Below are 25,541 nucleotides of genomic sequence, written 5' to 3'. Positions count from 1 at the left end.
CAACCACAGGTGGGCTCGGGTTCACCGGGAGCGGGGAAGGTGGCAACGTGCGGATTGCTCAGCTGGCCAACTTCGTCGGGTCGACCTCGGGAGGGATGCGGACCGCGATCGAGCAACTCGGGCGTGGCTACGTCGCCGCCGGGGCCGAGCGGTTGCTGGTGATCCCCGGCCCGGTCGACGCCATCCTCGAGACCGATCTGGGCGACGTCGTCCAGGTGCGCGCTCCCCGGGTCGGCGGCGGCTACCGGCTGATCGTCGAACCGTGGCGGGTCACCGACGTCCTCGAGCAGTGGCAGCCCACGAGCGTCGAGTGGAGCGACAAGCTCACTCTGCTGCCGGTGGCGTGGTGGGCCGGGCGCAACGACGTCCGCAGCGTGTTGCTCTCGCACGAACGCCTCGGCGACATGTTCGCGATGCGGACCGGTTTCGACACGACGTCCAAGGTCTCCATCGGCCTGCTCAACCGCTTGCTGGTCCGCAGCTTCGACACCGTCGTGGTGACCTCCCGCTACGCCGAGGGCGAGTTCCGCGCGGTCGCGGACTCGGCCGGATGCCCCGTCGAGCGCGTCCCCCTGGGCGTGGACCTCGACACCTTCCGGCCCGCTGTGAGGCGACCCGGCGGTGGCCCGGAGCTCCGCCTGGTCCACGCGGGTCGGCTCTCCCGGGAGAAGTCCCCGCACCTCGCGGTCGCGACGGCCGTGGAGCTGCACCGACGTGGCGTTCCCGTCCGGCTCGACGTGTACGGCGATGGCCCGCACCGCGACGAGCTCGAGGAGATCGCGGCAGGATCACCCGTCCACTTCCACGGGTACGTCGACGGGCGGGCCGCGTTGCGTGACCGGCTCGCCGCCGCCGACATCGCGCTCTCCGTGTGCCCGGGCGAGACGTTCGGACTGGCCGTGCTGGAAGCGCTGGCCTGCGGGACACCCGTGGTCACCGCCAATCGCGGCGGCGCCCGGGAGCTGGTCACCGACGGGTGCGGAGCATGGGGCGCCCCGGAGGCAGGCGCGCTGGCCGATGCGGTACTGGCCCTCGCGTCGCGGCCACAGGCCAGGGTGCGCCGGGCAGCCCGCCTCCGTGCGGAGACCTTCACGTGGGCGAGCACCGTGGACCGGATGCTGGCGATTCACGCCGGCGACCGGGTCGGCGCGCTCACCGCCTGAAGCGGTCGGGCGGAATACCCACCGTCGAGGTCCTGTTGGTGATCGAGTGACCTCACTCTTCGACCCGCTCAGCATCGGCACGACCCCGCTGGCGAACCGTGTCCTGATGGCCCCGCTGACCCGGATGCGCGCGACCCCCGGGATCGACGTCCCGAACGACCTGATCGTGGAGTACTACCGGCAGCGCGCCGGAGCTGGCCTGATCTTCTCGGAGGGCACCCAGATCTCGCCGATCGGCAAGGGCTACATGGACACCCCGGGCATCTACAGCGCCGAGCAGGTCGAGGGCTGGCGCAAGGTCACCGACGCGGTGCACGCCGAGGGTGGTCGGATCGCCGCCCAGATCTGGCACGTCGGCCGGGTGTCCCACGAGTCGTTCCACGACGGCGCCCTGCCGGTGTCGGCGTCCGCGCTGCCGTACCGCAACCGGGCCACGATCAAGGGCGAGGACGGCCAGCCGCTGCGCGCGAACTGCCCCACCCCGCGTGCACTCAGCGTCGAGGAGATCGCCGAGACGGTCGAGGACTACCGCCGCGCAACGGCGAACGCCCGGGAGGCCGGCTTCGACCTGGTCGAACTGCACGGCGCGCACGGCTACCTGATCCACCAGTTCCTCAGCGAGCAGAGCAACCACCGCACCGACGAGTACGGCGGCTCCCAGGAGAACCGTGCCCGCTTCCCGCTCGCGGCGGTCGACGCGGCCATCGACGCCTGGGACGCCGAGCACGTCGGCATCCGGATCTCGCCCCAGGGCTCGTTCAACGGACTCGATGACGACGACCTGCCGATGGCACTGCACCTCGCCGCCGAGTTCTCCCGGCGGAACCTCGCGTTCCTGCACCTGTCCGAGCCGGACTGGGCTGGCGGCCCCGTGATCGACGACGAGTTCCGCACGCAGTTGCGCGCGGCGTTCAACGGCGTGATCGTCGGCGCCGGCAACTACACGACGGACAAGGCCGAACGCCTCATCACAGCCGGGCTGATCGACGCCGCAGCGTTCGGTCGCCCCTTCATCGCCAACCCCGATCTGCCGGAGCGATTCCGTACCGGCGCCGCGCTCAACGAGCCCAACGGTGCGACCTTCTACGGCGGCGGAGCCGAGGGCTACACGGACTACCCGGCGCTGGCCGCGGGCTGATCCGGGCGGTCCGCTGGCGCCAGCGGCGCGACGATGCTGGCCAGGCGCTCCCGCGCCACCCGGGTCAGCAGTAGCACTGGCATCAACAGCGCGACGGTCATCGCTCCGATCACGATCGCGTAGTAGGCACCGTGCAAAGAGGAGTCGAGGGGCGCAACCAGTCCGAGCAGCAGGGACACCGCGACCAGGGCGCCCATGGCATGGCGCGGAAGTCGCTGGGTCGCCAGGAACGGCGGCAGCATCAGGAAGTACCAGAGGTGCACGACCGGGGACAGCAGCACGAAGGCCGCCGTGGTGAACGCGACGGCGCTGAGCGCCGCTGTGCGCGAACCGGTCTGCCCGCGCAACACGAGCCACGCGCCCACACCGAGCGCGACCAGCAGGCCCACGGCCCGCACCAGGTCGCGGAACATCGCCGGGTCCGTGCCGAGACCCAGATGAAGCGCACCCCAGTCCAGAACGCCACCCACCAGGGTGGTCGCCGAGAGGGGGGTGTTGACCTCGCCGGGGACGGTGAGGGCCCGGACCCAGCCGGCACCAAGCCCGGTGACCAGGCCCAGTCCCACGAGCGTTCCGACAGAGACCGCAGCGACGGCCCCGAGGCGTCGTACCCGGGGTAGCAGTGCGGCTCCTGCGGGGAGCGAGACGACCACGATGCCGACGGCCACCAGGCCGCCCGGCACCTTCACACCCGCGGCGACCCCGGCGAGCATCGCTCCCCAGACCCAGCCGCGTTCGACGGCGATGACCAGCGCAGCGGCCATCAGGCCGACCATGAGCAGGTCGTTGTGGAGACCGGCGACACCGTTGGCCATCATCAACGGCGAGACCAGGACGAGCGCTGATGCCACCGCAGGGTTGGCTCCCGTCCAGCCGGCAAGGCGCGGAACCGCCCACGCCAGCAGGGCAAGGCCCACCAGGGCGATGCAGCGGTGCGCGATCACGAGCATCCACGGGTTGCCCGTGGTGTCGGCCGCGAGAGCGCCGAAGAAGACGGGCACCGGCCCGTACGGCGTCGCGGTGTCCCACCACAGCGGGTCGACCGCCTGCACGATCGGCGGTCCCGTGATCCACGGCCACGGGATGAAGTCGGCAGGAGCAAGCGCCCCCGGCCCCCAGTCGTACGGCGACAGTCCGACCCTCGCGAGCATGCCCTGGGCGGCGTACGACCAGCCATCACGGGAGAACAGCGGCGGTGCCAGCACCAGGGGGGCGCACCAGGCGGCGGTCGCGAAACGAACGAGGGCCACACCTTCGGCGGGATCGACGGTGTCCCGGTCGCCCACGGCGACGGTACGACACAGGCGCAGCCAGGCATGGGCGAGCAGGCCGAGCCCGGCCAGAACCACCACCAGACCGGCCATCCGGCCGACTTCCAGTCCGCGCAGGACGTCGAGCGGACCGATGTTGAGAACGGGCGTGCTCGCAGGCAGGGTGGCGGTGACGAGGCCTCCGAGGAGAACCAGCACTCCGCCGAGGAGCCCACGCGTGATCACGTTCGGACGCTAGTGACGGCGGTTGTCGGCGGGGCGGCGTCCGGCGGACCTTGGGTTGAACGGGCCGACAACAGGGCAAGAACGCGCGTGCGCCTGCTCGGAGGCCGTGATTTGCCCTAGATTGCTGACATTCCCCGGTGCGGTCGCGCACCACCTGACTCAAGGAGGACCCATGTCCTACAACCAGCCGCCGCCTCCGGGAGGCCCCGGAGCTCCGCCTCCGCCGCCTGGTGGCGGATATGGTGCGCCCCCTCCGGGTGGCGGAATGCCCGCCGCGCAGTGGGACCTCGGTGCCGCGGTCAACTACGCGTGGACCAAGTTCCAGGCGAACATGACGCAGTTCATCCTCGCTGCATTGGCGCTGTTCGCGGGTATCGCGATCACCGCCATCGTCGGCTTCGTCTTCATCGGCCTGGTCACCGACTTCGGCACGCCGTTCGTCGTCAGCCTGATCCTCAACGCGATCGTCTTCGGCGCCATCATGATCGTCGCCCAGGTCATCGGCTCCGGCCTGATTCGCGGCGCGCTCGGCGTGACCGAGGGGCGACCGTTCGCTGCCGCTGATGCGCTCAAGTTCGACAACATCGGCCCGGTGCTCATCACCTCGCTCATGGTCGGTGGCGCAACGATCGTCGGCACGATTCTCTGCTACCTGCCGGGCATCATCATCGGCTTCTTCACCAGCTACTCGCTCTACTTCGTGATCGACAAGCGCCTCGCGCCCGTCGAGGCCATCAAGGCGAGCATCGACCTGGTGAAGAACAACATCGGCAACGCGCTGATCTGGTACCTCGTCGGCGGTCTGATCGGTGGCGCGGGCGCCATCCTCTGCGGCGTCGGCCTGATCTTCACGCTGCCGATCGCGCTCATCGGTACCGCCTACACCTACAAGGTGTTGACGGGCCAGCAGGTCGCTGCCTGATTGCACGCACGACACAGCACCCTGACGGGGCGTCCTCCATCCGGAGGGCGTCCCGTTGGTCATTTCAATGGAACACGTTCCACTACGCTGGGAACATGGGACTTCTGACTCCGGTCGCCGTGAAGATCGGCTCACAGCCATGGATGCCGAAACTCCTGCCCCAGGTCACCTGGACCGACTCCCACCTCCAGCAAGTGACGCGCGGCCGCCTGAGCCTCCTGGACATCGCCGGGTTGCCGAACCTGATGCTCACCGTCATCGGTCGCAAGTCGGGCATCCCGCGATCGACTCCCCTGCTGTGCGTGCCGTGGCAGGGCGGGTGGCTCATCGCCGGATCCCACTTCGGTGCGCCCAAGCCTCCCGTGTGGACGCACAACCTCCGCGCCGCCGAGACGGTCGAGGTCGCGTACCGCCGACGCCGACACACCTGCACCTGGCAAGAGGTGACCGGCGAGGAGAAGGACCGGGTCTGGGCCCACATGCTCACGATCTGGCCCAACTACGCGAAGTACACCGAGTGGACCGACCGGGTGATCCCGGTCTTCCTGCTCCGTCCCATGTGAGGGCAGGCATACCCAACTGAGGTCAACCTTGCCTTACCCTTCAGGGGTGGGGGAAGGCACAGCCAGCGCACAGGTGCAGCAGACGGTCCTCGCGACCGGGTTCGCTGTCGACCTCGCGCGCCATGGCCACCGCCCCGCCCTGCACACTCCGGACGGGAGCATCAGCTACGCCGCGCTGGACCGTCGTGTCGCGACGGCCCGGGCCGAACTGGACGCGCTCGTCGGCACGACCCGCCAGCTCGTCCGGCTGAGCCCGGCCCCCACGGTCGACTTCGTCGTGGCCTGGCTGGCCTCCCTCACCGGCGGGCACGCCACCCTCCTGACCCACAACGACGGCCTGGCCCGGGCCTACACCTCCTCCATCGAGTACGACGACCGCGCGTGGCGTCCGACAGGTGCCCCCGCGCCCGCACTCCACCCCGACCTGCGGCTGCTGCTCAGCACGTCGGGTTCGACCGGGTCGCCCAAACTGGTGCGCCTGTCGCAGGCCAACCTCGACGCCAACGCGAGCGCCATCGCGTCGTACCTCGGTCTGCGCAGCGACGACGTCGCCGTCACGACCCTGCCGCTCGACTACTGCTACGGCCTGTCGGTGCTGCACAGCCACCTCGCTGTCGGCGCCTCCCTGATGCTGGACGACCGTTCCGTCACCGACCCCAGCCTGTGGGCGGATGCGCGCGAGCGCGGCGTGACGTCGTTCGCCGGTGTTCCGTACACCTTCGACCTGCTCGGCGCCGCCGGCTGGCCCGAACTGCCGGCGCTGCGCCAGGTCACCCAGGCCGGCGGCCGGATGGCGCCCGAGCGCGTCACGGCGCTGGCCGAGCAGGGCCGCCTCGAGGGCTGGGACCTGTTCGTCATGTACGGCCAGACCGAGGCAACAGCACGGATGGCGTACCTGCCGCCGGCCCTGACCCTGACCCACCCGTCGGCCGTCGGCGTAGCAATCCCGGGTGGCACCTTCCGGATCGATCCGGTGGACGGCGCCGAGCCCGGGGTCGGCGAACTCGTCTACTCCGGCCCGAACGTGATGATGGGCTACGCCGATTCCCCGGCGGACCTGAGTCTCCGTCAGCGCAGCGGGGACCTGCGGACGGGCGACCTCGCCCGGATCACCGACGGACTCGTCGAGATCGTCGGCCGACGGTCGCGGTTCGCCAAGGTCTTCGGCGAACGCATCGACCTGGACCGGGTGCAGACCCTGCTCTGCCTCGGCGGCCACGACGTCGCGTGCGCAGAGGCGGCCGACGGCTCCGGACTGGTGGTGGCGGTGCCCGGCCCGTCCGAAGCCCTCACCCTCGACGAGGTGCGCGCCGCGACGGCCGCCGACACCCGGTTGCCCGGCCACGCGATCCGCGTCGTGCCGGTCGACGACCTCCCCCGCCTGCCGAACGGCAAGATCAACCAGCAGGCCGTCGCCCGCCTCGAGGTGCCCGAAGTCGTCGAGCAGGGAACGGCGGCCACCTCGATCGCCCGCCTCTACGAGCGGATCCTCGGGTGCGGCCCGGTCGGCCCGGACGACTCGTTCGTCGGTCTCGGCGGCGACTCCCTGTCCTACGTCGAACTCTCGCTCCGCCTCGAGCGACGGATCGGCCGGTTGCCCGCCGACTGGCCGCGGCGCTCCATCGAGGACCTCGCCACCCTGCTGGGCAACGCCGACCACCCGCGTCGCCGTGGCTGGGCGCGCATCGACACGACGATCGCCCTGCGCACCGCCGCCATCGTGTTCATCGTCGGCACGCACACGAACCTGTGGCTGCTCTACGGCGGCGCCCACGTGCTGCTCGCCGTCGCCGGCGCCAACTTCGCCCGCTTCCACCTCACCGACGAGAGTTCCCGCGACCGGGTGCGCCGGGTCTTCCGCGCGACGAGCCGGGTCGTCGTACCCGCCATCCTCTGGATCGGCGCTGTCTCCCTGGTGACCGGCGACTACCTGTGGCGCAGCGTCTTCCTGCTCAATGACGTCCTCGGCGGCCGGAATTGGTCCGAGCCCGCGTGGCACTACTGGTTCATCGAAGTGATCGTGTTGTTCGCGGTCGGGGCCGGCCTGTTGACGGCGATCCCGCGGATCATGGCGCTCGAACGCCGGCACCGCTTCGCGCTCGCCACCGGTCTCACTGCCCTGGCACTCGTGCCGCGCTTCTGGGCCACCTCGACGTCGTACGACGGCGACCTGATCCACTCCTCGACGTTCGTCGCATGGCTCTTCCTCGGCGGGTGGGCCGCGTCGGTCGCGCGGAACGTGCCACAGCGACTCGCCGTCACCACCCTGCTGCTGGCGGGCACGTGGGACTTCACCGGCGACGTCGCCCGTGACCTGATGATCGCCGGTGGCGTGGCACTGCTGGTGTGGGTGCCGACGGTGCCGTGGCCACGGGTCCTGGTCGGTCTGACCGGAACGATCGCGAGCGCCTCGCTCTACGTCTACCTCACGCACTGGCAGATCTACCCGCACCTCGAGGACCGCTGGCCGCTGGCCGGGCTGCTGGTCTCGCTCGCCGCAGGCGTCCTCACCTGGCACCTGGTGAACCGGGCCACCGCGCTGGCCGCTCACCGCTCTCACTACGCTCCCCATGGAACCGAACGACAGGAATCCCGATGAAGAACCGCCTGCTGCGCGCCGGCCTCGGCCTCGCCGCCGTGACCCTCGTCGCTCCCATGCTCGCTGCGTGCAGCGGTGACGACGAGCCGAAGCTGGTCATCTACAACGCCCAGCACGAGCCGCTGCTCAAGGAGCTGGCCCCGGCGTTCACGGAAGAGACCGGCATCGAGGTCGAGCTCCGCAACGGCAAGGACCTCGAGCTGTCCAACCAGCTCGTGCAGGAGGGCGACGCGTCGCCGGCCGACGTGTTCCTCACCGAGAACTCCCCCGCCATGTCGCAGGTCGAGGCGGCCGGTCTGTTCGAGAAGCTGCCCGCCGACCTGGTGGAGCCGATCCCGGCGCAGTACCGCCCCCGCAGTGGCCTGTGGACCGGCTTCGTGGCGCGCTCGACGGTGCTCGTCTACAACACCGACAAGGTCCAGGTGTCGGACCTTCCCGCGTCGATCCTCGATCTCGCGAAGCCCGAGTGGAAGGGCCGGCTGTCCTTCTCCCCGACCGGCGCGGACTTCCAGGCGATCGTCGCGGCCGTCCTCGAACTCGAGGGTGCCGACGCCACCAAGGCGTGGCTCGAGGGCATCAAGGAGAACGGCAAGGTCTACGACGGCAACAACCTCGTGCTGGAGGCCGTCGACTCCGGTGAGATCGAGGTCGGCATCGTCTACCACTACTACTGGGAGCGCGACCACAAGGAGAACGGCGACGTCTCCGACAACAGCGAGCAGTACTACTTCACGAAGCAGGACCCCGGCGCGTTCGTGAGCGTCTCCGGCGCCGGCATCCTCAAGTCCAGCGACATGAAGGACGAGGCCGAGCAGTTCATCGAGTTCCTTGTGAACAAGAACGGCCAGCAGATCCTCGCCGACAGCTACGCACTGGAGTACCCGCTCAACCCGGCCGTCCAGCTCGAGGGCGTGGCCAAACCGTTCAGCGAACTGCAGCCGCCGGAAGTCAACGTTTCCGACCTCGACGCCAAGGCCACGTTCGCCCTGATGACCGAGGTCGGTTTCTTCTGAGTTCGTCGAGACAAGCGGTGCGACCCCCCGCGGCCGGAAGGCCGCGGGGGGTCGCTGCGCCTGCCTTGCCGCTCCTGGTCGTCGGTCTGCTCATCGCGGCGCTGACCCTGGTGCCGCTCGGGTACGTCCTGTGGACCACCGCCGAGCTCGGCCGCGACGAGGCCGCGAACTTCCTGTGGCGGCCCCGGATCGGCGAGCTGCTGTGGAACACCACCCGCCTCCTGGTGGCCGGTGTCTTCACCAGCGTCGTCGTCGGCGTGGCCGGGGCGTGGGTGGTCGAGCGCACCGACGTCCCCGCACGCGTGTGGTGGCACGGCCTGCTGTGCGCGCCCCTCGCCGTCCCGGCGTTCGTCAACGGCTACGGCTGGGTCTCGCTGACCCACGACGTGCAGTCCTTCCCCGGCGCCGTGATGGTCGTGACGCTGTCCTACTTCCCGCTCGTCTACCTGCCCACCGTCGCTGCGCTGCGCCGCCTCGACCCCGCCGTCGAGGAAGTCGCCACGTCGCTCGGCAAGGGACCGTGGCAGGTCTTCTTCCGGGTCACCCTGCCGGCGATCAGCCCGGGCGTGCTGGGTGGCGCGCTCCTGGTGGGCCTGCACCTGCTGGCCGAGTACGGCGCCCTCCAACTGCTCAACTACCCGACCCTGACGACGGCGATCCTCCAGCAGTACGCCACGGTTTTCAACGGACCGGAAGCCACCCTGCTCGCCCTGGTGCTCGTGGTCTTCTGCCTGTTGCTGCTCGGCATCGAACTGCTCCTGCGCGGGCGTGGTCCGCGGGCGCGCGTCGGATCCGGAACCAACCGCCAGTTCGCGCCGATCCGCCTGGGCCGCCACAAGCCGTGGGTCGTCGGATCCCTTGCCCTGTTGGCCGCGTGGGCCCTTGGCGTCCCCCTCGGCAGCCTCGCCCGCTGGCTGGCACGCGGCACGTCAGCGGGTGTCGACATGGGCGAACTGGGCGGCGCCCTCTGGTCAACGCTGATGCTCGCCGTCCTGGGCGGTGCGCTGGCGACGGCCGCCGCCATCCCCGTCGTGTGGCTCGCCGTGCGGCATCGCAGCCTGCTGACGACCACCATCGAGCGCAGCGTCTACACCGCGAGCGCGATGCCCGGCATCGTCATCGCGCTGGCGCTGGTCACCGTCGCGATCCGCGTGGTGCCGTCGTTCTACCAGACCCTCGGGCTGCTGCTGATCGGCTACCTGATCCTCTTCCTGCCGCGTGCTGTGGTCAGCGTCCGGGCCACCTTCGAACTCGTACCGCCGGGCATCGAGGAGGTCGGGCGCAGCCTGGGCTGCACCGGTCCGGAGGTCGCTCGCCGCGTCACGCTGCCCCTCGTCGTACCCGGTCTGGCGGCGGCAGCCGCCCTCGTCGCACTCGCGGTCTCGACCGAACTCACCGCCACCCTGCTGCTCGCGCCGATCGGCACCGATACGCTCGCCACCGAGTTCTGGTCCGATGCCTCCTCGATCGCCTACGGTGCCGCGGCGCCCTACGCGCTGGCGTTGATCCTGCTCTCCGTTCCGTCCACCTGGCTGTTGGCCCGGCTGAGCATGAGGAGTCGTTCGTGACCACCACGACCGCCGCCTTGGAGATCCGCGGTCTCGAGGCCGGGTACGGCGGCGCGCCGGTCCTGCACGGCCTCGACCTCGTCGTCCCCGGTGGCGTGACCTCGATCCTCGGGTCGTCGGGTTGCGGCAAGACGACCCTGTTGCGCGCGGTCGCGGGCTTCGTCCGGCCCTCCGGCGGCAGCATCACCGTCGCCGGCACCGAGGTGGTCGGCGGTCGCCGGATCGTGCCCGCCCGCCAGCGCGGTCTCGGCTACGTGCCCCAGGAGGGCGCGCTGTTCCCGCACCTCACCGTCGCGCGCAATGTCGCCTTCGGCCTGCCGCGCGCCGAGCGCCGCGACGCTCACGGCCGCGTGTCCGAGGCGCTCGAGCTCGTCGAGCTCGCCCCCGAGCTCGCCGGTCGGTTCCCGCACGAGCTCTCGGGCGGACAACAGCAGCGGGTCGCGCTCGCCCGCGCGTTGGCGCCGCGTCCGAAGCTGGTCCTGCTCGACGAACCGTTCTCCTCCCTCGACGCCTCGTTGCGCGAGGAGACCGGCCGGGCCGTCGTACGCGCCCTGCGGGCTGCGGATGCCGCTGCCGTGCTGGTCACCCACGACCAGGGCGAGGCGCTGTCGCTGGCCGATCAGGTGGCGGTGATGGTGGACGGCCAGTTCCTCCAGGTCGCGCCGCCCACGACGGTCTACCTCGAGCCCGCCGATCCCCGCGTCGCGTCCTTCATCGGCCACGCGTCGCTGCTGCCCGGCCAGGTCGACGCAACCGGCTCCGGCCAGTGCGCGCTCGGCACGGTGTCGACGCAGTCGCCGGTCGGCTCCGGCGGTCCCGCCCAGTTCGCGGTCCGCTCCGAGCAACTCCAGATCCGTCCCGCGGACGGCGAGGGTGCACCGGGCGAAGTGCTCGACGTGAGCTTCTTCGGCCACGACGCGACCATCCGGGTCCGGCTGGAGTCCGGCGAGCACGTCGCGGCGCGTACGCCGGCCGACTCCGTGCCGCTCCCCGGCGACCGGGTCCGGGTCGGCGTGGTCGGCCACGTCGTGGCCTTCCGCTCCTGACCTTCCCTGCCGGGGCTCAGGCGTAGTCGGCCCAGACCTGCTGCTGGGCTCCGTCGACGGTCATCTCGCCGCCATGCGGGACGATCCACTGCGGCCGAGTGTGTCCGAACGGAATGCCGACGCACACCACGGCGTCCGGGTTGTAGCGCGCCACCTCGGCGACGACGGCGTCGCGTTGCGCGGCCCGGAGCTCGATGCGCTCCTCCGGCGAGGGCTGGACGACGAAGTCCGAGACCGGCGGGCGGGCGACCAGCACGGCGTCGACCGCGGCCAACACGCCCCGCTCCCCCAGCGCCCGCACGATCCAGCCCACCTCACGAGCCGGCAGGAGTTCCTCGGACGCCTCCAGGAGGAGGACGCCGCCGGCCAGTTCGTCCACCCCGGCCTCGAACCGCCCCGCAATGAACAGTTGCGGGAGCACCTCGAAGCAACCGCCCCAGGTGCGGCCGGTCACGGCCCGCTGCGGGCCGAACCACTCCCACGGCTCGCTCGGTTCCCGGGCGCCGTACTCACTGAGCGCGAGGGAGTTGTCCCACCCCAACCCGATGTCCTGCGACCAGTCCGCGGGCGTGAGCTCGATCCGTTCGCCGGTCAGCAACGCCGCACGCAGCGCGGCGGCATGGATGTCGTCGACGGCTGGCCCGGGGCCGAGGTGAACCTGGGTGGATCCGCCGTAGAAGCTGGCGATGCCGGCGGCCCACAACCACTGGTGGAGGTGGGTGTTGTCGCTGTAGCCGACGAAGGGTTTCGGGTCGGCGCGAGCCAACTCGGCATCGAGGTGGGGGATCACGGTGATCTGGTCGAACCCGCCCACCACCGCATGGATGGCCCGGATCGTCGGGTCCGCGAAGGCCGCGTTGATGTCGGCCGCCCGCGCCTCGGGACTGGCTCCGACCTGTCGGGTCGTGGGGAATTCGACGGGCTCGAGACCGGTCACCTCACGCAGCCGCACCATCGCCTGCTCGTGGATCTCCGGAAAGGCACCGGCAGCCGCGAACGACGGCGACAGCACCGCGATCCGGTCCCCCGGAACGGCCTTGGGCGGGTGGACCAGTTCGCGACTCATGGCTCCAGTCAAGCATCGGGTACGACGAAACCCGGCCCCGTTTTCGGGGACCGGGCTTCGCCGAGCCCACTCAACAGATCGGCCTCAGCAGACCAGCGTCAGGAAGAAGGCGCTGTCGACGGGTGCGTTGGACGGCAGCCGGACCTGCACCGTCGCCTGGGCGAAGTTGGGGGAGATGCTGGTCGACACGATCGCGTTCGTCACGACCACGTCGCCACTGATCGCTCCGACCGAGCCCGTGACCGCGCAGGTGCGGATCTCCGCGATGCCGGTGAGGACGTAGACGCCCGCGCTCGGCCGCGAGACGGTGGCCGTGCCGAGGTCGACGACCCCCGTGCTCTTGACGTGGACCTTGTGGACGACGGGCACGGGCTCCGGCTCGGGGAGCGACTCCCAGCCCACGGTGCCGTTGCCCTGGTTGGTCAGCACCTGACCGTCTCCGCCCCCGACGCCACTGATCCCGGCCGCGCTCACCAGCGTGGAGTAACCGGTGATCTTGACGCCCAGGGTCGCGGACGCGGCACTGGAGTTGGTCACGACGACCTTGTTCGAGTTACCGACGTTGACCCGCACGGTTCCTGCGCCGGACCCACCAGCGGCCCAGGACACCGTGGTCGGCGAACCGTTCCCCGGCTCCCCGAGCGGAGCAAAGGACACCGTTCCCGCCTTGGTGCCCTTGGCCGTGATCGCCAACTCGACCACCAGTGCATTCGACGGCACCGTCGACGTACCACCGCTCGCCACGAAGGTGTAGGTCTTGCCGGCAGCAACCGAAGCCCCGGTGGCGATCAACTTCGTCGGCGTCAGGGGCGTGATCGCGACCCCCGTGGTACCGGAGGTGGCTGTCGCGCCGGTCAGACCGAAGGCAAGCAACAGCAACGTCAGTGCGCCGACGACGAGGGGCACTCGACGTGGACCGGCGGTAGGCAGGGAACGAGGACGTACGGACACAGGACACTCCAAGGGTTGCGGGGGGACCCTCCCCGCGACGCACGCTAGAGCAGCGGACACCCTCGTGCGTGCGGTTTGCTTCAGGAGCGTTGAATCAGCAGACCTTCGCATCGCTGGCGCGCGTGGCAGTGCTGGTCACGGCGGCGGTCCAGTAACGCAGGCCCTTCTCCGACTGGTGCGTTCCGTCGCGAATCATCGCGGGGTCGTTGATGGCGATCCTCCGCCAGTTCGCCACCGTGACCACGTGCTTCATGGTCGGCGACTGGGCGATCTCGACCATCCATCGGCTGTACTCCCGCCCGTCGGACAGACCCGCGGCCGCGGCGCCCGGTCGGTAGGTGTTGACGAACACGATCCGCGTCGAGATAGGGAACTTGCGGATGGCATGGACGTAGTGCGCACGGGTCCAACCCGCCTGTTCGTTGGTCCCCAGCGCGATGACGGCGACCTTCGGGGGGAGGCGGTGACCGGCCAGCCACCGGTCGATCTGCCGCGGCAACTGCAGGACGCCACGGCCCCAGAAGGCGTCGATGCTCCACGCGGGCTGAACCCGGTTGAGCAACGGAGTTGCCCCGACCGTCATTGAGTCGCCGAACACGACCACCGTGCTGCTCGTGCGGGGGCAGGTGACACCTGCCTGGGCAGGAGCGGAGGGCATCAGGACCAGCAGGCCTGCCAGGAGCAGGGCCACAAAAAGGGCGCGCACGTTTTTCACTTCCGCTGCATCGTCCGCGCAGAGGAGTTTCCGAGCGTTCCGGGAGAAGAATCTCATGAACCCTCACCAAAAAACTTGGAAACCCTGAAAACGACGAAGCCCGGCCCCCTTGGCAAGGGGCCGGGCTCCGTACTGTTCCCGTGGCAGATGCAGGATTCGAACCTACGTAGGCGTTGCCGGCTGATTTACAGTCAGCTCCCTTTGGCCGCTCGGGCAATCTGCCGGGAGTGTCGCTGGCCCCGTTCCACGCCTATGGAACAGCCCTGTGTTGGATGGTCAGCAACGACGAGAAACAATAGCGCAGCACGGCGTTCCACAGAAAACCGCACCATCCTCTTCCGACAGTCAGCGCAGGTGACCACCATGGCCGATTCCTCCTTCGACATCGTCAGCAAGATCGACCGCCAGGAGGTCGACAACGCCCTCGGGCAGACCGCCCGCGAGATCGCGACCCGATTCGACTTCAAGGGCACGGGCGCGTCCATCGACTGGAAGGGCGATCAGGCGATCGAGATCTCCGCCTCCGCAGACGACCGCGCCAGCGCCGTCCTCAGCGTCTTCCAGGACAAGCTCATCAAGCGCGACCAGTCCCTGAAGATCCTCGATGCCTCCGAACCGCGCCAGTCGGGTCAGCAGTCGAAGATCGACATCGTGCTCAAAGAGGGCATCACCTCCGAGGACGCCAAGAAGATCTCGAAGCTGATCCGCGACGAGGGCCCCAAGGGCGTCAAGGCGCAGATCCAGGGCGACGAGCTCCGCATCTCCTCCAAGAAGCGCGACGACCTGCAGGCCGTCCAGCAGCTGGTGAAGTCGCAGGACCTCGAGTTCGCCGTGCAGTTCACCAACTACCGCTGAGTCGCCCGTGCTCCCGGACCGCGTCATCGGGTCGGTCACCCTCGGCATTGCCGCGATCCTGCTCGTCCTGGGAGTCGGGGCCGCGGTGGCCTACACCGCCGGGAAGCCTCCGCCGCTGCCCGCCTTCGAGGGGCAACCGGCGCCGGCGGTGACCGCTGACGCCCCCCCGGCCCCGACTGGGGACACCGCGACGGTGCGCGACCGGTTCCAGCCGTCAGCAGCCTGGATCTCCACGACGTCGACGGCCACCGGCATCCCGCCGCGCGCCCTGGAGTCCTACGCCCGCGCCAACCTGCGGATCGCCGATGAGCAGCCCGGCTGCCGAGTCGGCTGGACCACGATCGCGGCCATCGGGGGCATCGAGTCCGGTCACGGGAGCGCCAACGACGCCGTGCTGGGCGAGGACGGCTGGCCGCGGCCGGGCATCGTCGGGCCCGCACTGAGTGGCGGCAAGTTCGGCGTCGTCCGCGACTCCGACGACGGGGCCCTCGACGGAGACACCACCTGGGACCACGCGGTCGGGCCGTTGCAGTTCATCCCGCAGACGTGGGAGCAGTGGGGCGCCGACGGCAACAACGACGGCACCTCGGACCCGAACCAGATCGATGACGCGGCCCTGGCGGCCTCCCGCTACCTCTGCCACAGCGGTGACCTCGGCGTCGCCGACAACTGGCGTCGCGCCATCTTCAGCTTCAACCACTCCGACGTGTACGTCGCCGACATCGCCTCACTGGCGAACCAGTACGCCGCCCGGGTCTCCTGATGCCTTGAGGGATTCCGCAGGACAGGTAATAGCACTTGCTATACTTGGTCCATGACGGTCCTTGGACAGGTGGCTCGCCGGTCGGACGCGGCGGTCGCAGAGGCACGTCGCGAACTGGTCATTGCCGTTCGTGCCGCAAGCGCTGCCGGGATGACCCAGGCCGAAATTGCCCGTGAGATCGGACGCAGCCAACCCGAGGTCTCCCGCCTGCTGAGGTTTCATGGCACCAGCCCTCGCGCGATGGCACTTCGCCAGCACCGAGGCGAGGTGGCGCGACGGATCAAGCAGGCGGGCGGATCGAACGTCAGAGTGTTCGGGTCAGTCGCGACGGGCGAAGACCAGGAAGGCTCGGACATCGACCTGCTCGTCGACCTCCCCCCAACCGTCGGCCTCCTCAAGATCGCCCGCCTCGAGCGCCTGTTGTCGGACGTCGTCGGTATACCTGTGGACGTCGTGCCACAGGACGACCTGCGGGCCGACTTCAGGGACCGAGTTCTCGGGGAAGCGGTGTCGCTATGAGCAGGACCACTACGGATCTCATCGTGGAAGCGCTCGTGCACTTCGACGCGGCCGCCGAGTACGCACAACGGGACGACCCCGAGCCGCAGATGGCCATCGACGCCATGTCGATGCGCCTGTTCGCCGGGCTTGAGACGCTGACGCGGCTCCCCGAAGGGGTGGCCGACCCACCACCACCGCAATGAAGCGGGCGTCGGTCAGACTGTGCGCATGGGCGATTGGGGCAGTTACCTGTACGAGGCCGACACCTGGTCCAGTTCCCCTCGGCCTTCCGGCAGTTCCCTGGTGAGCTTCGCTCGATCATCGGCAAGGATGCGGACATGAACCCCGCAGCCGAGATCGAGATCGACGCACCTCTCGAGGTGGTGTGGGGTGTCATGACCGACACCGCCCGCTACGGCGAGTGGAACCCCTTCGTGGAGCGAGCCGAGACGGCCGCGCCCGCCCAGGTCGGCAACCCGATCGTGCTGCACGTCGTCTGGTCCAACGGCAAGAAGACCCGCTCCCCCGAGCGGATCACAGCCCTGGACGGACCCACCACCGACCCGGCCAGCGGTACGACGACCGCCCTCATGTCCTACGTCTACGAGGGCTTGCCGTCGAAACTCGGACTGGTGCGCGGTGTGCGGCACCAGCGACTGACACAGCGACCGGGTGGCCCGACGTCGTACACGACGGTCGAGGAGTTCAGCGGTCCGCTCGTGAAACTGGCCGGTCCCGGCCGGGTGGCCGACGGCTTCCGCCGCCATGCCGAAGGACTCAAGAAGCGCGCTGAGTCCCTGGCGTCTTCTGCCGGACAGGCTGGGAACCCGGCGGAATGAGTTCGCTGGAGTTGCGGGCCGCCCACAGGGCGAAGGCCAGGACCGCGACTCCGCAGATGATGTCGACGATGACGTGCGTCTGGCGCCACCAGACCATGTCGGTGGCGCCCGGGATCGTGTAGTGCGCGATGCCGATCAGCCCGGACAGTGAGTAACCGGTCAGGGCGATCGCGGCCGACGTGATGTGGCGCCGGAACCACAGCAGCAGCCCGACCGCACCGAATGCCGTGAACAGGAACCAACCGAACGCGACCAGGCCCGCCGACGGCACCGGGAGCGAACTGTCCGAGGCGGGCACCGGGTAGTCGTCGTAGTTGACGTAGTTGTCGACGTAATGGACGACCGACACCAGCACTGCGATCCCGAGCAGCCAGCCCAGGACCCGTGTCGCTCGCAGATAGCTCACGGGTCCCAGACTAGGCCACCTGGTGGGGCAGGCTCAGCCGTGCGGCAGCGTGGCGGGAGCCGCCGACGGCAGCTTGCTGCCCCTAATTCTGCGGCGGAGACACGCTCGCACCGTCAAACTGCAGCGACTCCCAGCACCGGCACCGAGGTGGCCCCCGTGGCGGGACGCAGCCACACCCGCGTGCCGACTCCGAGATCCAGGGCGCGCGCGTGCGTGCGGGACAGCACGACCTGCGTGGTCTCGCCCTGACCCTCGACGTCGACCGTGAGTCGCACCTCGAAACCCACCCGCAGCGCACGGGCAACCGTCCCCGCGAACGCGGGCGGCGTGCCCGGAGCAACGGCGGGCGACAGGGCCAACTCGATGTCGTGCGGCCGCAGCCGCACGTTGCCGAGACGGGTGACGTCGCCGAGGAAGCCCATCACGAAGTCATTGGCGGGCTCGTCGTACAACTGGTCGGGCGTGCCGATCTGCTCGATCCGACCGTTGTTGATGACCACGATCTCGTCGGCGACCTCCATGGCCTCCTCCTGGTCGTGCGTCACGAACACGGTCGTCACGTGGACCTCGTCGTGCAGGCGGCGCAACCAGTCACGCAACTCCTTGCGGACCTTCGCGTCCAGCGCACCGAACGGCTCGTCGAGCAACAGCACGCTCGGCTCGACCGCGAGGGCGCGGGCCAGGGCGAGGCGCTGGCGCTGGCCACCCGAGAGCTGCGACGGCAGCCGGTGGGCGAACTGCGACAGGTGCACCAGTTCGAGGAGTTCGGCAACCTTCGCCTTGACCTCGGCCTTGGGGCGCTTACGGATCTCCAGGCCGAAGGCCACGTTCTTGGCCACCGTCATGTGCTTGAACACGGCGTAGTGCTGGAACACAAAGCCCACGTTGCGCTTCTGCGGGGGCAACCGCGTCGCGTTCACGCCCTCGATCTCGACCGAGCCGCTGTCAGCCGTGTCGAGGCCGGCGATGATCCGCAGCAGCGTGGACTTGCCACCACCACTCGGGCCGAGCAGTGCGGTCAGCTGGCCGGTCGGCAGGGAGACATTGATGTCCTCCAGCGCGATGAAATCGCCGTACTTCTTGTTGATCCCGGAAACTTCGATACTCACTTGTGGTCCTCCGGCTTGCGGATGAGTGACACCACGACGAGGGCCAGCACGGAGGCCAGCACGAGCACGAAGGCGGCTGCGTACGCCGTCGGCTCCTCGTAGTTGGTGTAGCGATTCTGGATGAGGATGGTGGCGGTCTCGCCACGGAATTCGGCGCCGGGGCTGACGATCTTCACTGCCCCGAACTCACCGAGCGACCGGGCCAGGCTCAGCACGACGCCGTACACGACGGCCCACTTGATGCTGGGCAGCGTGATCCGGCGGAAGGTCTGCCAGCCGTTGGCGCCGAGGCTGCTCGCGGCGAGCTCGGAGTCGATGCCGATCTCCTCGAGCACGGGCACGATCTCGCGCACGACCAGCGGCAGGCTGACAAAAGCGGTCGCCATGATCAGACCGGGCGTCGTACCGATGATGAAGATGCCCGCCGACTCCAGCACACCACCGAACCAGCCCTGGCCGCTGCTGTAGGCCAGCACCAGCGCGAGGCCGACGACGACCGGCGAGACCGACATCGGCAGGTCCACCAGCACGGACAGGATCCGGCGGCCGGGGAACTGGTAGCGCACCAGCAGCAGCGAGATGCCCACGCCGAAGACGGTGTTGATGAGCACCGCCCAGAAGGCACATGTCGCGGTCAACTGGAAGGCGTAGGTCACCGACGGGTCCTGGAGTCGCTCCAGGAACGCGGCGATGCCCCCTTCGGCACCCTGTTCGATCGGCGCGAAGGTGCGGGCGGTGACCTCGTAGAGCGGCCACACGACGAGCACGGACAGGTACGCGATGACGGAGAACCGCATCACGTAGGTGACGGGGCCCTTGCGTCCCCGGATGGTCGATGTGTCAGCCACGACGCGCCACCCTTCGCGACACGATGTCGAGCAGGACGATCGTGATGACCGCGACCAGCAGGAGGAGTACGGCGACCGCCGCGGCTCCGGCCTGGTTGTCACCTTCGATGAACTTGAGGATCTTCAGTGAGGCGACCTCGGTCTGGTACGGCGTGTTCCCGGAGATGAGCACCAGCGACCCGAACTCACTGATCGCCCGGGCGAAGCCGAGCGACGAGCCAGCCGTGATCGCCGGCACCAGGCTCGGCAGGATGATCCGGCGGAACGTCGTGAAGCGCGACGCACCGAGGGAGGCCGCGGCCTCCTCGACGTCCGCGTCCAGTTCGATCAGCACCGGCTGCACGGTCCGCACCACGAAGGGCAGCGTCACGAACAGCAGCGCCAGGAAGATGCCCTGGCGGGTGTTCACGATGTTGATCCCGACGGGGCTCTCCGGGCCGTAGAGGCTCAGCAGGACCAGACCGGCCACGATCGTCGGCAGCGCGAACGGGATGTCGATGACGACGTCCAGGATCCGCTTGCCGAAGAACTGGTCACGGACCAGCACCCAGGCCACGACCGTGCCGAGGATGCCGTTGACGACCGTCACGAGGCCGGCCTCGATCACGGTGAGCCGCAGCGCAGCAAAGGTCTGCGCGTCGGTCAGCGTGTTCCAGAACGCGCCCCAGCCACCGGCAGCAGCGGCCCCCACGACCGCCGCGAGCGGCAGCAGCACGAGGACGCTGAACCAGACCAGCGCGATCCCCAGACCGATGCCCGAGGAAGGCGTCAGCCGGAACAGCCCACTGGGCCGACTCGACGTGCGAGCCGGCCCAGCAGGTTTGACGAGTACTTCAGTCACTGCTTCGTTGCTTCGGCGTACAGGTTGTCGAAGCGGAGCTTCTCGCCGTCCTTGCCGAACCATTCCTTGGTGACAGCCTTCCAGCCGCCGAGCTCATCGATCGTGTAGAGCTTCTTCGACGGGGCCGGGAAGGGGCTGGCCGGGTCGTTCGCGCCGTCGACCTCGATGCTGGAGATGTCCAGGCCGCCGACGGGGCGGAAGCCCTTCTTCACGAACTCGGTCTGGCCTGCGTCGCTGAGGACGAACTTCAGCCAGTCGCTCGCGACCGGGTCGGCGTCCTTGAGGACGGCGCCGGGGTTCTCGATCAGGAAGGTGGTGTCGGGGAGGATGTAGTCGAGGTCCTCGCCCTTCTGCTTGGCCAGGATGGCCTCGTTCTCGTACGTGATGAGCACGTTGCCGACGCCCTTCTTGAAGGCCTCGGTCGCCTCGCGGCCGCTCGCGGCCCAGGTGGTGACGTTCGCGAAGACCTTCTTGAGGTACTCGTCGGCCTGCGCCTCGGTCTGACCGAGCGCGAGAGCGTGCGTGTAGAGCGCGAGGATGTTCCAGCGTGCGGCGCCAGAGCTGGCCGGGTCGGCGGTGATGACGTTGACGTCGTCGCGGGTCAGGTCTTCCCAGCCCTTGATGCCGAGCGGGTTGCCCTTCTCGACGGCGATGACGGCGACCGAGGAGGAGACGATGCCCTTGTTCGGGCCAGCGTTCCAGTCCTCGTCGACCAGGCCGGCGTCGACGAGACGGGTGACGTCGCCCTCGAGGGAGAAGTGGACGTAGTCCACGTCCTTGCCCTTGGTGTCAGCAACCTTGCGGCTCTGCTCACCCGAGGCGCCGTACGAACCGGAGAACTTGACGCCCTTGCCCTCGTCGGTCTTGTTGAATTCGTCGGCAATGGCCTCGTTGGCAGCCTGCGGGACGGCGAAGCCGTAGATCCCGATGGTGTCCGCACTGTCGGTGCCGCCTGCGCTCGAGCACGCAGACAGCGCCAATGCGCCGGTCATTGCCAGGGCCGCAGCCTTGATCACTCGCTTCATCGCACCCATTCCTTGCTTCGGTCCGGCCCCACGCCGGCAGTTTTAACTCGACTGGAATAATACACATTAGAGAGTTAGTCGACGCGGTTTGAGATGGATTTGTCTTTCAACGTGACGGACGTCACGACGCGCCACCGCCCACGAACTGGCTTCACACGGGGCTTGCCACGCGGGCGGACTATCGTGGGAGTGCCGCTGCGCACGTCGCCAGCCAGGCGGGGACCGGACACCAGTCCGCCAAATGTGGAACACGTTCTAGATATCGATCTAGAATCGTCCTCACCTGTCGCTGCTGCGACGCCGTCCAGCGGCAGCCGCCTGATGTTGAGAGAAGTGGACCGAAGCGTGAGCCAGACCAAGCAGGTCAAGCAACTGGACCGGGTGATCATCCGGTTTGCCGGTGACTCCGGTGACGGCATGCAGCTGACCGGTGACCGTTTCACCCAGGAGTCGGCCGTCTTCGGCAACGACCTGGTCACCCTGCCCAGCTTCCCCGCCGAGATCCGGGCCCCTCAGGGCACTATCCCTGGTGTCTCGTCGTTCCAGATCCACTTCGCGGATCACGACATCCTCACCGCGGGTGATCGCCCCGATGTGCTGGTGGCGATGAACCCTGCCGCGTTGAAGGCGAACCTTGCCGACCTGCCCAAGGGCGCGGCGATCATCGTGGACTCGGCTGACTTCACCAAGCGCAACCTCGAGAAGGCCGGGTACGACACCAACCCGCTCGACCAGCTCGGCGAGGTGAACGACCCGCTGGCCGACTTCCAGGTCCACCCGGTCGACCTGACCGGGATCACGGTCGAGGCCGTCAAGGAGTGGGGCCTGTCCCGCAAGGACGCATCGCGAGCGAAGAACATGTTCGCGCTGGGCCTGTTGTCGTGGATGTACGGCCGCCCGACCGAGCCCACGGTGAAGTTCCTGGAGAAGAAGTTCTCCAAGGTGCCCGACATCCTCGGCGCCAACCTGGCCGCGTTCAAGGCCGGCTGGAACTTCGGCGAGACGACCGAGACGTTCGTCGTCCAGTACGAGATCAAGCCCGCCAAGATGAAGGCCGGTAACTACCGGAACATCACCGGCAACCTGGCGCTGTCCTACGGCCTGGTGGCCGCGGGCGTCCGTTCGGGCCTGCCGGTGTTCCTGGGCTCGTACCCGATCACCCCGGCCTCCGACATCCTCCACGAGCTGAGCCGCCACAAGTCGTTCGGCGTCACCACGCTGCAGGCCGAGGACGAGATCGCCGGCGTGGGTGCCGCGATCGGCGCCTCGTTTGCCGGCCACCTCGGCGTCACGACCACGTCCGGCCCGGGCATCGCGCTCAAGGGCGAGGCCATCGGCCTGGCCGTGATGACCGAGCTCCCGCTGCTCGTCATCAACGTCCAGCGCGGTGGCCCCTCCACCGGGCTGCCGACCAAGACCGAACAGTCCGACCTCCTGCAGGCCATGTACGGCCGCAATGGCGAGGCACCGGTCCCGATCGTCGCCCCGCAGTCACCCGGCGACTGCTTCTCCGCCGCGGTCGAGGCCGCCCGGATCGCGATCACGTACCGCACCCCGGTCATGTTGCTCTCCGACGGTTACCTCGCCAACGGCTCCGAGCCCTGGCAGATCCCCTCGATCGAGGACCTCCCGGTCATCGACCCGAACTTCGCGACCGAGCCCAACCACACTTCGAAGAAGAGCCTGGGCGAGGGCGGTAGCGGGGAGCCGGACGAGTACTGGCCCTACCTGCGCGACGAGGAAACCCTCGCTCGCCCGTGGGCGATCCCCGGCACCGCCGGCCTGGAGCACCGCATCGGCGGGCTCGAGAAGGGCGAGGGCCACGGCAACATCTCCTACGACTCGGTCAACCACGACCGGATGGTGCGGATCCGCCAGGAGAAGATCAAGCGGATTGCCAACTCGCTCCCCCCGCTCGAGATCGACGACCCTTCCGGCGAAGCCAAGGTCCTGGTCATCGGCTGGGGCTCGACGTACGGCCCGATCGGTGCCGCGTGCCGCCGGGTCCGTCGCGCCGGTTACAACGTCGCGCAGGTCCACCTGCGCCACCTCAACCCGTTCCCGAACGACCTCGGCGCCATCCTCAAGTCGTACGACAAGGTGCTCGTCCCCGAGATGAACCTCGGCCAGCTCTCCAAGATGCTGCGCGCGGAGTACCTCGTCGACGCCATCGGCTACAACCACGTCTACGGCCTCCCGCTGAAGGCAGCCGAACTGGCCGAAGCCGTCGGCGCGCTCGTCGGCGAAGCCGAGGGCAAGGACGTCGACCTCGGCGAACACGGACTCAATCCCCCTGCCGACCACGAGGAGGCACCCGTCTCATGACGACCATCGACCTGCCGCTCCCCGGCGCCCGCACCGGCACCGAACTGGTTCCCGCCGTCGACGACGGCGTGACCCAGACCGCCAAGGAGTTCACCTCCGACCAGGAGGTCCGCTGGTGCCCCGGTTGCGGTGACTACGCCGTCCTCAAGGCCGTCCAGGGCTTCCTGCCCGACCTCGGACTGCGTCGCGAGAACATCGTCTTCGTGTCCGGCATCGGCTGCTCCAGCCGGTTCCCGTACTACCTCGACACGTACGGCATGCACTCGATCCACGGCCGCGCGCCGTCGATCGCGACCGGCATCGCCACCGCACGCGAAGACCTGTCGGTCTGGGTCGTCACCGGCGACGGCGACGCACTGTCGATCGGTGGCAACCACCTGATCCACGCACTGCGCCGCAACGTGAACATGACGATCCTGCTGTTCAACAACCGGATCTACGGTCTCACCAAGGGCCAGTACTCCCCCACCAGCGAGGTCGGGAAGGTCACCAAGTCCACCCCCGTCGGCTCACTCGACCACCCGTTCAACCCGGTCTCCCTGGCGCTCGGCGCCGAGGCGTCGTTCGTCGCGCGGACCATCGACTCCGACCGCAAGCACCTCACCGCGGTGCTCTCCGCAGCCGCCGCCCACCGCGGCACCTCCTTCGTCGAGATCTACCAGAACTGCCCGATCTTCAACGACGGCGCCTTCGACGCCATCAAGGGCATGGGCGACCACAAGGGCGAGAAGGAGTACGCAGTCATCCCGCTCCTCCACGGCACCCCGATCACCTTCGGCATCCGCGACGAAGCGACCGGGCTGGGCGACAAGGCCCTCATCCGAGCCGCCTCGGGCAACATCGAGGTCGTCGACACCGCCGACGTTGCCACCGAGGCGATCCTGGTTCACGACGCACACGACCCCGACCCGTCCACCGCGTTCGCGATCTCTCGCCTCACTGCAGCGGACTACCTCAACCGCAGCCCGATCGGCATCTTCCGCCAGGTCGAGCGGCCGACGTACGACGACCAGGCTCGCGCCCAGGTCAGCGACGCCGTCAGCAAGGTCACCGGCAGCGCCGAGGACCGCCTCGCCGCACTGATCAACGCCGGCGACACCTGGACCATCGACGACTGAGGGTGTCTCGCGCGGCGGATGCGGGGTGCACGCCCCCGCCGCGCGAGACAGTCAGGGGTCAGGCAGACCGCTCGAGGCGGCCGAACCCGCTGCGGTGGAAGACGAGGGGATGCCCCTCGTCGCCCGACTCGGCGTTGTCGACGGACTCCACCTTGAGGAGCACGATCACGTGGTCGCCGGCCTCCACCTCGCGATAGAGCGAGCAGGAGAACCGGACCAGACCCTCGTCGAGGGTCACCGCGCCGTCGTCCGCCACCGTCAGGGCAATGCCGGCGAACCGCTCGGCGACCGGGCCGGACAGTTGGCGACAGAGGCTCCCGTGGTGGTCGGCCAGGACGGTGACCCCGAAGTGCCGCGCGCGGCGCAGGTCCGGCCACGTTTTCGACGTGTGCGCCACCGACACGGAGACCAGCGGCGGATCGAGGCTGACCGTCGTGAACGAACTGGCGGCCAGGCCGACCGGCTCGCCGTCGACGTCGGCCGCGAGGGCGACCACGCCCGTCGGGAAGACGCCGAACGCCCGGCGCAGTGCGACCGGGTCGAGGTCCTGATTGGTGGCCAAGGTGCTCATCGCAGTCAAAGTTAACTGATCTGCTACAGATTGACGAGACAGTGCGGCAGCGGTTCGGCCGAGCCCGTGGAAGGCACTGCCGATCAGGTCCCGGCAAGCT

25 protein-coding genes and 1 tRNA gene are annotated in these 25,541 nt (G+C 69.0%); 15 read left to right on the top strand and 11 right to left on the bottom strand.

Annotated features, from left to right (window positions below; genetic code table 11):
- Positions 1-47: 47 nt before the first annotated feature.
- Both HRC28_RS05390 and nemA read left to right on the top strand, forming a co-directional pair.
- Positions 48-1,163, top strand: a complete 1,116-nt coding sequence (locus HRC28_RS05390; protein ID WP_182379131.1) for a glycosyltransferase — start codon at positions 48-50, stop codon at positions 1,161-1,163.
- Positions 1,164-1,209: 46 nt separating this feature from the next.
- Positions 1,210-2,301: an N-ethylmaleimide reductase gene (gene nemA / locus HRC28_RS05385; protein WP_182379130.1), complete on the top strand. Its 1,092-nt coding sequence runs from the start codon at positions 1,210-1,212 to the stop codon at positions 2,299-2,301.
- On the opposite strand, the gene mptB is transcribed toward nemA, so the two are convergent.
- Complete coding sequence (gene mptB, locus HRC28_RS05380; protein WP_182379129.1) at positions 2,277-3,797, bottom strand: polyprenol phosphomannose-dependent alpha 1,6 mannosyltransferase MptB; 1,521 nt, start codon at positions 3,795-3,797, stop codon at positions 2,277-2,279. The genes nemA and mptB overlap by 25 nt on opposite strands.
- A gap of 172 nt (positions 3,798-3,969) precedes the next feature.
- On the opposite strand from mptB, the gene HRC28_RS05375 reads away from it, so the two are divergent.
- The 6 genes from HRC28_RS05375 to HRC28_RS05350 all read left to right on the top strand — a co-directional run bounded on the left by HRC28_RS05375 (position 3,970) and on the right by HRC28_RS05350 (position 11,508).
- Positions 3,970-4,719 carry a hypothetical protein gene (locus HRC28_RS05375; protein ID WP_182379128.1) on the top strand — a complete coding sequence of 250 codons (750 nt, stop codon included), beginning with the start codon at positions 3,970-3,972 and terminating at the stop codon, positions 4,717-4,719.
- 95 nt (positions 4,720-4,814) lie between these two features.
- Positions 4,815-5,282, top strand: a complete 468-nt coding sequence (locus HRC28_RS05370; RefSeq protein WP_182379127.1) for a nitroreductase family deazaflavin-dependent oxidoreductase — start codon at positions 4,815-4,817, stop codon at positions 5,280-5,282.
- A gap of 46 nt (positions 5,283-5,328) precedes the next feature.
- On the top strand, positions 5,329-7,881 hold the full coding sequence (locus HRC28_RS05365) for an AMP-binding protein (protein ID WP_182379126.1): 2,553 nt from the start codon (positions 5,329-5,331) through the stop codon (positions 7,879-7,881).
- A complete protein-coding gene (locus tag HRC28_RS05360) occupies positions 7,878-8,894 on the top strand; it encodes an iron ABC transporter substrate-binding protein (protein ID WP_182379125.1) in 1,017 nt (338 codons plus the stop codon). The genes HRC28_RS05365 and HRC28_RS05360 overlap by 4 nt, the downstream gene beginning before the upstream one ends.
- A gap of 65 nt (positions 8,895-8,959) precedes the next feature.
- Positions 8,960-10,462 (top strand): iron ABC transporter permease, encoded by a 1,503-nt coding sequence (locus tag HRC28_RS05355; protein ID WP_237111716.1) that lies wholly within the window; start codon positions 8,960-8,962, stop codon positions 10,460-10,462.
- Positions 10,459-11,508: an ABC transporter ATP-binding protein gene (locus HRC28_RS05350; protein ID WP_182379124.1), complete on the top strand. Its 1,050-nt coding sequence runs from the start codon at positions 10,459-10,461 to the stop codon at positions 11,506-11,508. Before HRC28_RS05355 ends, HRC28_RS05350 begins: the two co-directional genes overlap by 4 nt.
- 16 nt (positions 11,509-11,524) lie before the next feature.
- Here HRC28_RS05350 and HRC28_RS05345 read toward each other — a convergent pair whose 3' ends face one another.
- The 4 genes from HRC28_RS05345 to HRC28_RS05330 form a co-directional block, all read right to left on the bottom strand.
- A complete protein-coding gene (locus HRC28_RS05345) occupies positions 11,525-12,574 on the bottom strand; it encodes an LD-carboxypeptidase (RefSeq protein ID WP_182379123.1) in 1,050 nt (349 codons plus the stop codon).
- 84 nt (positions 12,575-12,658) lie between these two features.
- A complete protein-coding gene (locus tag HRC28_RS05340; protein WP_182379122.1) occupies positions 12,659-13,480 on the bottom strand; it encodes a hypothetical protein in 822 nt (273 codons plus the stop codon).
- Between the two features lie 139 nt (positions 13,481-13,619).
- Positions 13,620-14,231: an SGNH/GDSL hydrolase family protein gene (locus tag HRC28_RS05335; RefSeq protein WP_182379121.1), complete on the bottom strand. Its 612-nt coding sequence runs from the start codon at positions 14,229-14,231 to the stop codon at positions 13,620-13,622.
- Positions 14,232-14,381: 150 nt separating this feature from the next.
- Positions 14,382-14,463, bottom strand: a tRNA-Tyr gene (locus HRC28_RS05330).
- A 140-nt stretch (positions 14,464-14,603) separates the two neighbouring features.
- Here HRC28_RS05330 and HRC28_RS05325 point away from each other — a divergent pair.
- The 5 genes from HRC28_RS05325 to HRC28_RS05305 all read left to right on the top strand — a co-directional run bounded on the left by HRC28_RS05325 (position 14,604) and on the right by HRC28_RS05305 (position 17,198).
- Positions 14,604-15,095: a YajQ family cyclic di-GMP-binding protein gene (locus HRC28_RS05325; RefSeq protein ID WP_182379120.1), complete on the top strand. Its 492-nt coding sequence runs from the start codon at positions 14,604-14,606 to the stop codon at positions 15,093-15,095.
- Between the two features lie 7 nt (positions 15,096-15,102).
- Complete coding sequence (locus HRC28_RS05320; RefSeq protein WP_182379119.1) at positions 15,103-15,858, top strand: lytic murein transglycosylase; 756 nt, start codon at positions 15,103-15,105, stop codon at positions 15,856-15,858.
- Positions 15,859-15,909: 51 nt separating this feature from the next.
- The gene (locus HRC28_RS05315) at positions 15,910-16,377 is read left to right on the top strand and encodes a nucleotidyltransferase family protein (protein WP_182379118.1); all 468 of its coding nucleotides are present in this window, start codon (positions 15,910-15,912) and stop codon (positions 16,375-16,377) included.
- Positions 16,374-16,562, top strand: a complete 189-nt coding sequence (locus tag HRC28_RS05310) for a hypothetical protein (RefSeq protein ID WP_182379117.1) — start codon at positions 16,374-16,376, stop codon at positions 16,560-16,562. The genes HRC28_RS05315 and HRC28_RS05310 overlap by 4 nt, the downstream gene beginning before the upstream one ends.
- A gap of 135 nt (positions 16,563-16,697) precedes the next feature.
- Positions 16,698-17,198, top strand: coding sequence for an SRPBCC domain-containing protein (locus HRC28_RS05305; RefSeq protein WP_182379116.1), 501 nt, complete (start codon positions 16,698-16,700; stop codon positions 17,196-17,198).
- Here HRC28_RS05305 and HRC28_RS05300 read toward each other — a convergent pair.
- The 5 genes from HRC28_RS05300 to HRC28_RS05280 all read right to left on the bottom strand — a co-directional run bounded on the left by HRC28_RS05300 (position 17,137) and on the right by HRC28_RS05280 (position 21,427).
- Complete coding sequence (locus tag HRC28_RS05300; protein WP_182379115.1) at positions 17,137-17,604, bottom strand: hypothetical protein; 468 nt, start codon at positions 17,602-17,604, stop codon at positions 17,137-17,139. The two genes, HRC28_RS05305 and HRC28_RS05300, sit on opposite strands and share 62 nt — an antisense overlap.
- A 113-nt stretch (positions 17,605-17,717) precedes the next feature.
- Positions 17,718-18,713, bottom strand: a complete 996-nt coding sequence (locus HRC28_RS05295) for a sulfate ABC transporter ATP-binding protein (RefSeq protein ID WP_182379114.1) — start codon at positions 18,711-18,713, stop codon at positions 17,718-17,720.
- Entirely contained in the window at positions 18,710-19,561 is an 852-nt protein-coding gene (locus HRC28_RS05290) for a sulfate ABC transporter permease subunit (protein ID WP_237111715.1), read from the bottom strand. Before HRC28_RS05290 ends, HRC28_RS05295 begins: the two co-directional genes overlap by 4 nt.
- Positions 19,554-20,402, bottom strand: coding sequence for a sulfate ABC transporter permease subunit CysT (cysT, locus tag HRC28_RS05285; protein WP_237111714.1), 849 nt, complete (start codon positions 20,400-20,402; stop codon positions 19,554-19,556). Before cysT ends, HRC28_RS05290 begins: the two co-directional genes overlap by 8 nt.
- On the bottom strand, positions 20,399-21,427 hold the full coding sequence (locus tag HRC28_RS05280; protein ID WP_182379112.1) for an extracellular solute-binding protein: 1,029 nt from the start codon (positions 21,425-21,427) through the stop codon (positions 20,399-20,401). The genes cysT and HRC28_RS05280 overlap by 4 nt, the downstream gene beginning before the upstream one ends.
- A gap of 345 nt (positions 21,428-21,772) precedes the next feature.
- Between HRC28_RS05280 and HRC28_RS05275 the strand changes: the two genes are divergently transcribed.
- A complete protein-coding gene (locus HRC28_RS05275; RefSeq protein WP_237111713.1) occupies positions 21,773-23,752 on the top strand; it encodes a 2-oxoacid:acceptor oxidoreductase subunit alpha in 1,980 nt (659 codons plus the stop codon).
- Complete coding sequence (locus HRC28_RS05270) at positions 23,749-24,870, top strand: 2-oxoacid:ferredoxin oxidoreductase subunit beta (protein WP_182379110.1); 1,122 nt, start codon at positions 23,749-23,751, stop codon at positions 24,868-24,870. Before HRC28_RS05275 ends, HRC28_RS05270 begins: the two co-directional genes overlap by 4 nt.
- A 58-nt stretch (positions 24,871-24,928) precedes the next feature.
- Here HRC28_RS05270 and HRC28_RS05265 read toward each other — a convergent pair whose 3' ends face one another.
- Positions 24,929-25,441 carry a flavin reductase family protein gene (locus tag HRC28_RS05265; RefSeq protein ID WP_182379109.1) on the bottom strand — a complete coding sequence of 171 codons (513 nt, stop codon included), beginning with the start codon at positions 25,439-25,441 and terminating at the stop codon, positions 24,929-24,931.
- Positions 25,442-25,541 lie beyond the last annotated feature (100 nt).

Origin of the sequence: Nocardioides sp. WS12, assembly GCF_014108865.1 — a bacterium.
Lineage (GTDB): Bacteria > Actinomycetota > Actinomycetes > Propionibacteriales > Nocardioidaceae > Nocardioides.
Note: the sequence above shows the minus strand (reverse complement) of the source record. Positions and strands in the feature narration are given on the sequence as shown.

Excerpts from the sequence above, each read along its gene's own strand:
- HRC28_RS05315 (WP_182379118.1), top strand. The coding sequence starts at position 15,910 with ATGACGGTCCTTGGACAGGTGGCTCGCCGGTCGGACGCGGCGGTCGCA.
- HRC28_RS05305 (WP_182379116.1), top strand. The coding sequence starts at position 16,698 with ATGAACCCCGCAGCCGAGATCGAGATCGACGCACCTCTCGAGGTGGTG.
- HRC28_RS05280 (WP_182379112.1), bottom strand. The coding sequence starts at position 21,427 with ATGAAGCGAGTGATCAAGGCTGCGGCCCTGGCAATGACCGGCGCATTG.
- HRC28_RS05375 (WP_182379128.1), top strand. The coding sequence starts at position 3,970 with ATGTCCTACAACCAGCCGCCGCCTCCGGGAGGCCCCGGAGCTCCGCCT.
- HRC28_RS05360 (WP_182379125.1), top strand. The coding sequence starts at position 7,878 with ATGAAGAACCGCCTGCTGCGCGCCGGCCTCGGCCTCGCCGCCGTGACC.
- HRC28_RS05265 (WP_182379109.1), bottom strand. The coding sequence starts at position 25,441 with ATGAGCACCTTGGCCACCAATCAGGACCTCGACCCGGTCGCACTGCGC.
- HRC28_RS05270 (WP_182379110.1), top strand. The coding sequence starts at position 23,749 with ATGACGACCATCGACCTGCCGCTCCCCGGCGCCCGCACCGGCACCGAA.
- HRC28_RS05345 (WP_182379123.1), bottom strand. The coding sequence starts at position 12,574 with ATGAGTCGCGAACTGGTCCACCCGCCCAAGGCCGTTCCGGGGGACCGG.
- HRC28_RS05310 (WP_182379117.1), top strand. The coding sequence starts at position 16,374 with ATGAGCAGGACCACTACGGATCTCATCGTGGAAGCGCTCGTGCACTTC.
- HRC28_RS05370 (WP_182379127.1), top strand. The coding sequence starts at position 4,815 with ATGGGACTTCTGACTCCGGTCGCCGTGAAGATCGGCTCACAGCCATGG.
- HRC28_RS05325 (WP_182379120.1), top strand. The coding sequence starts at position 14,604 with ATGGCCGATTCCTCCTTCGACATCGTCAGCAAGATCGACCGCCAGGAG.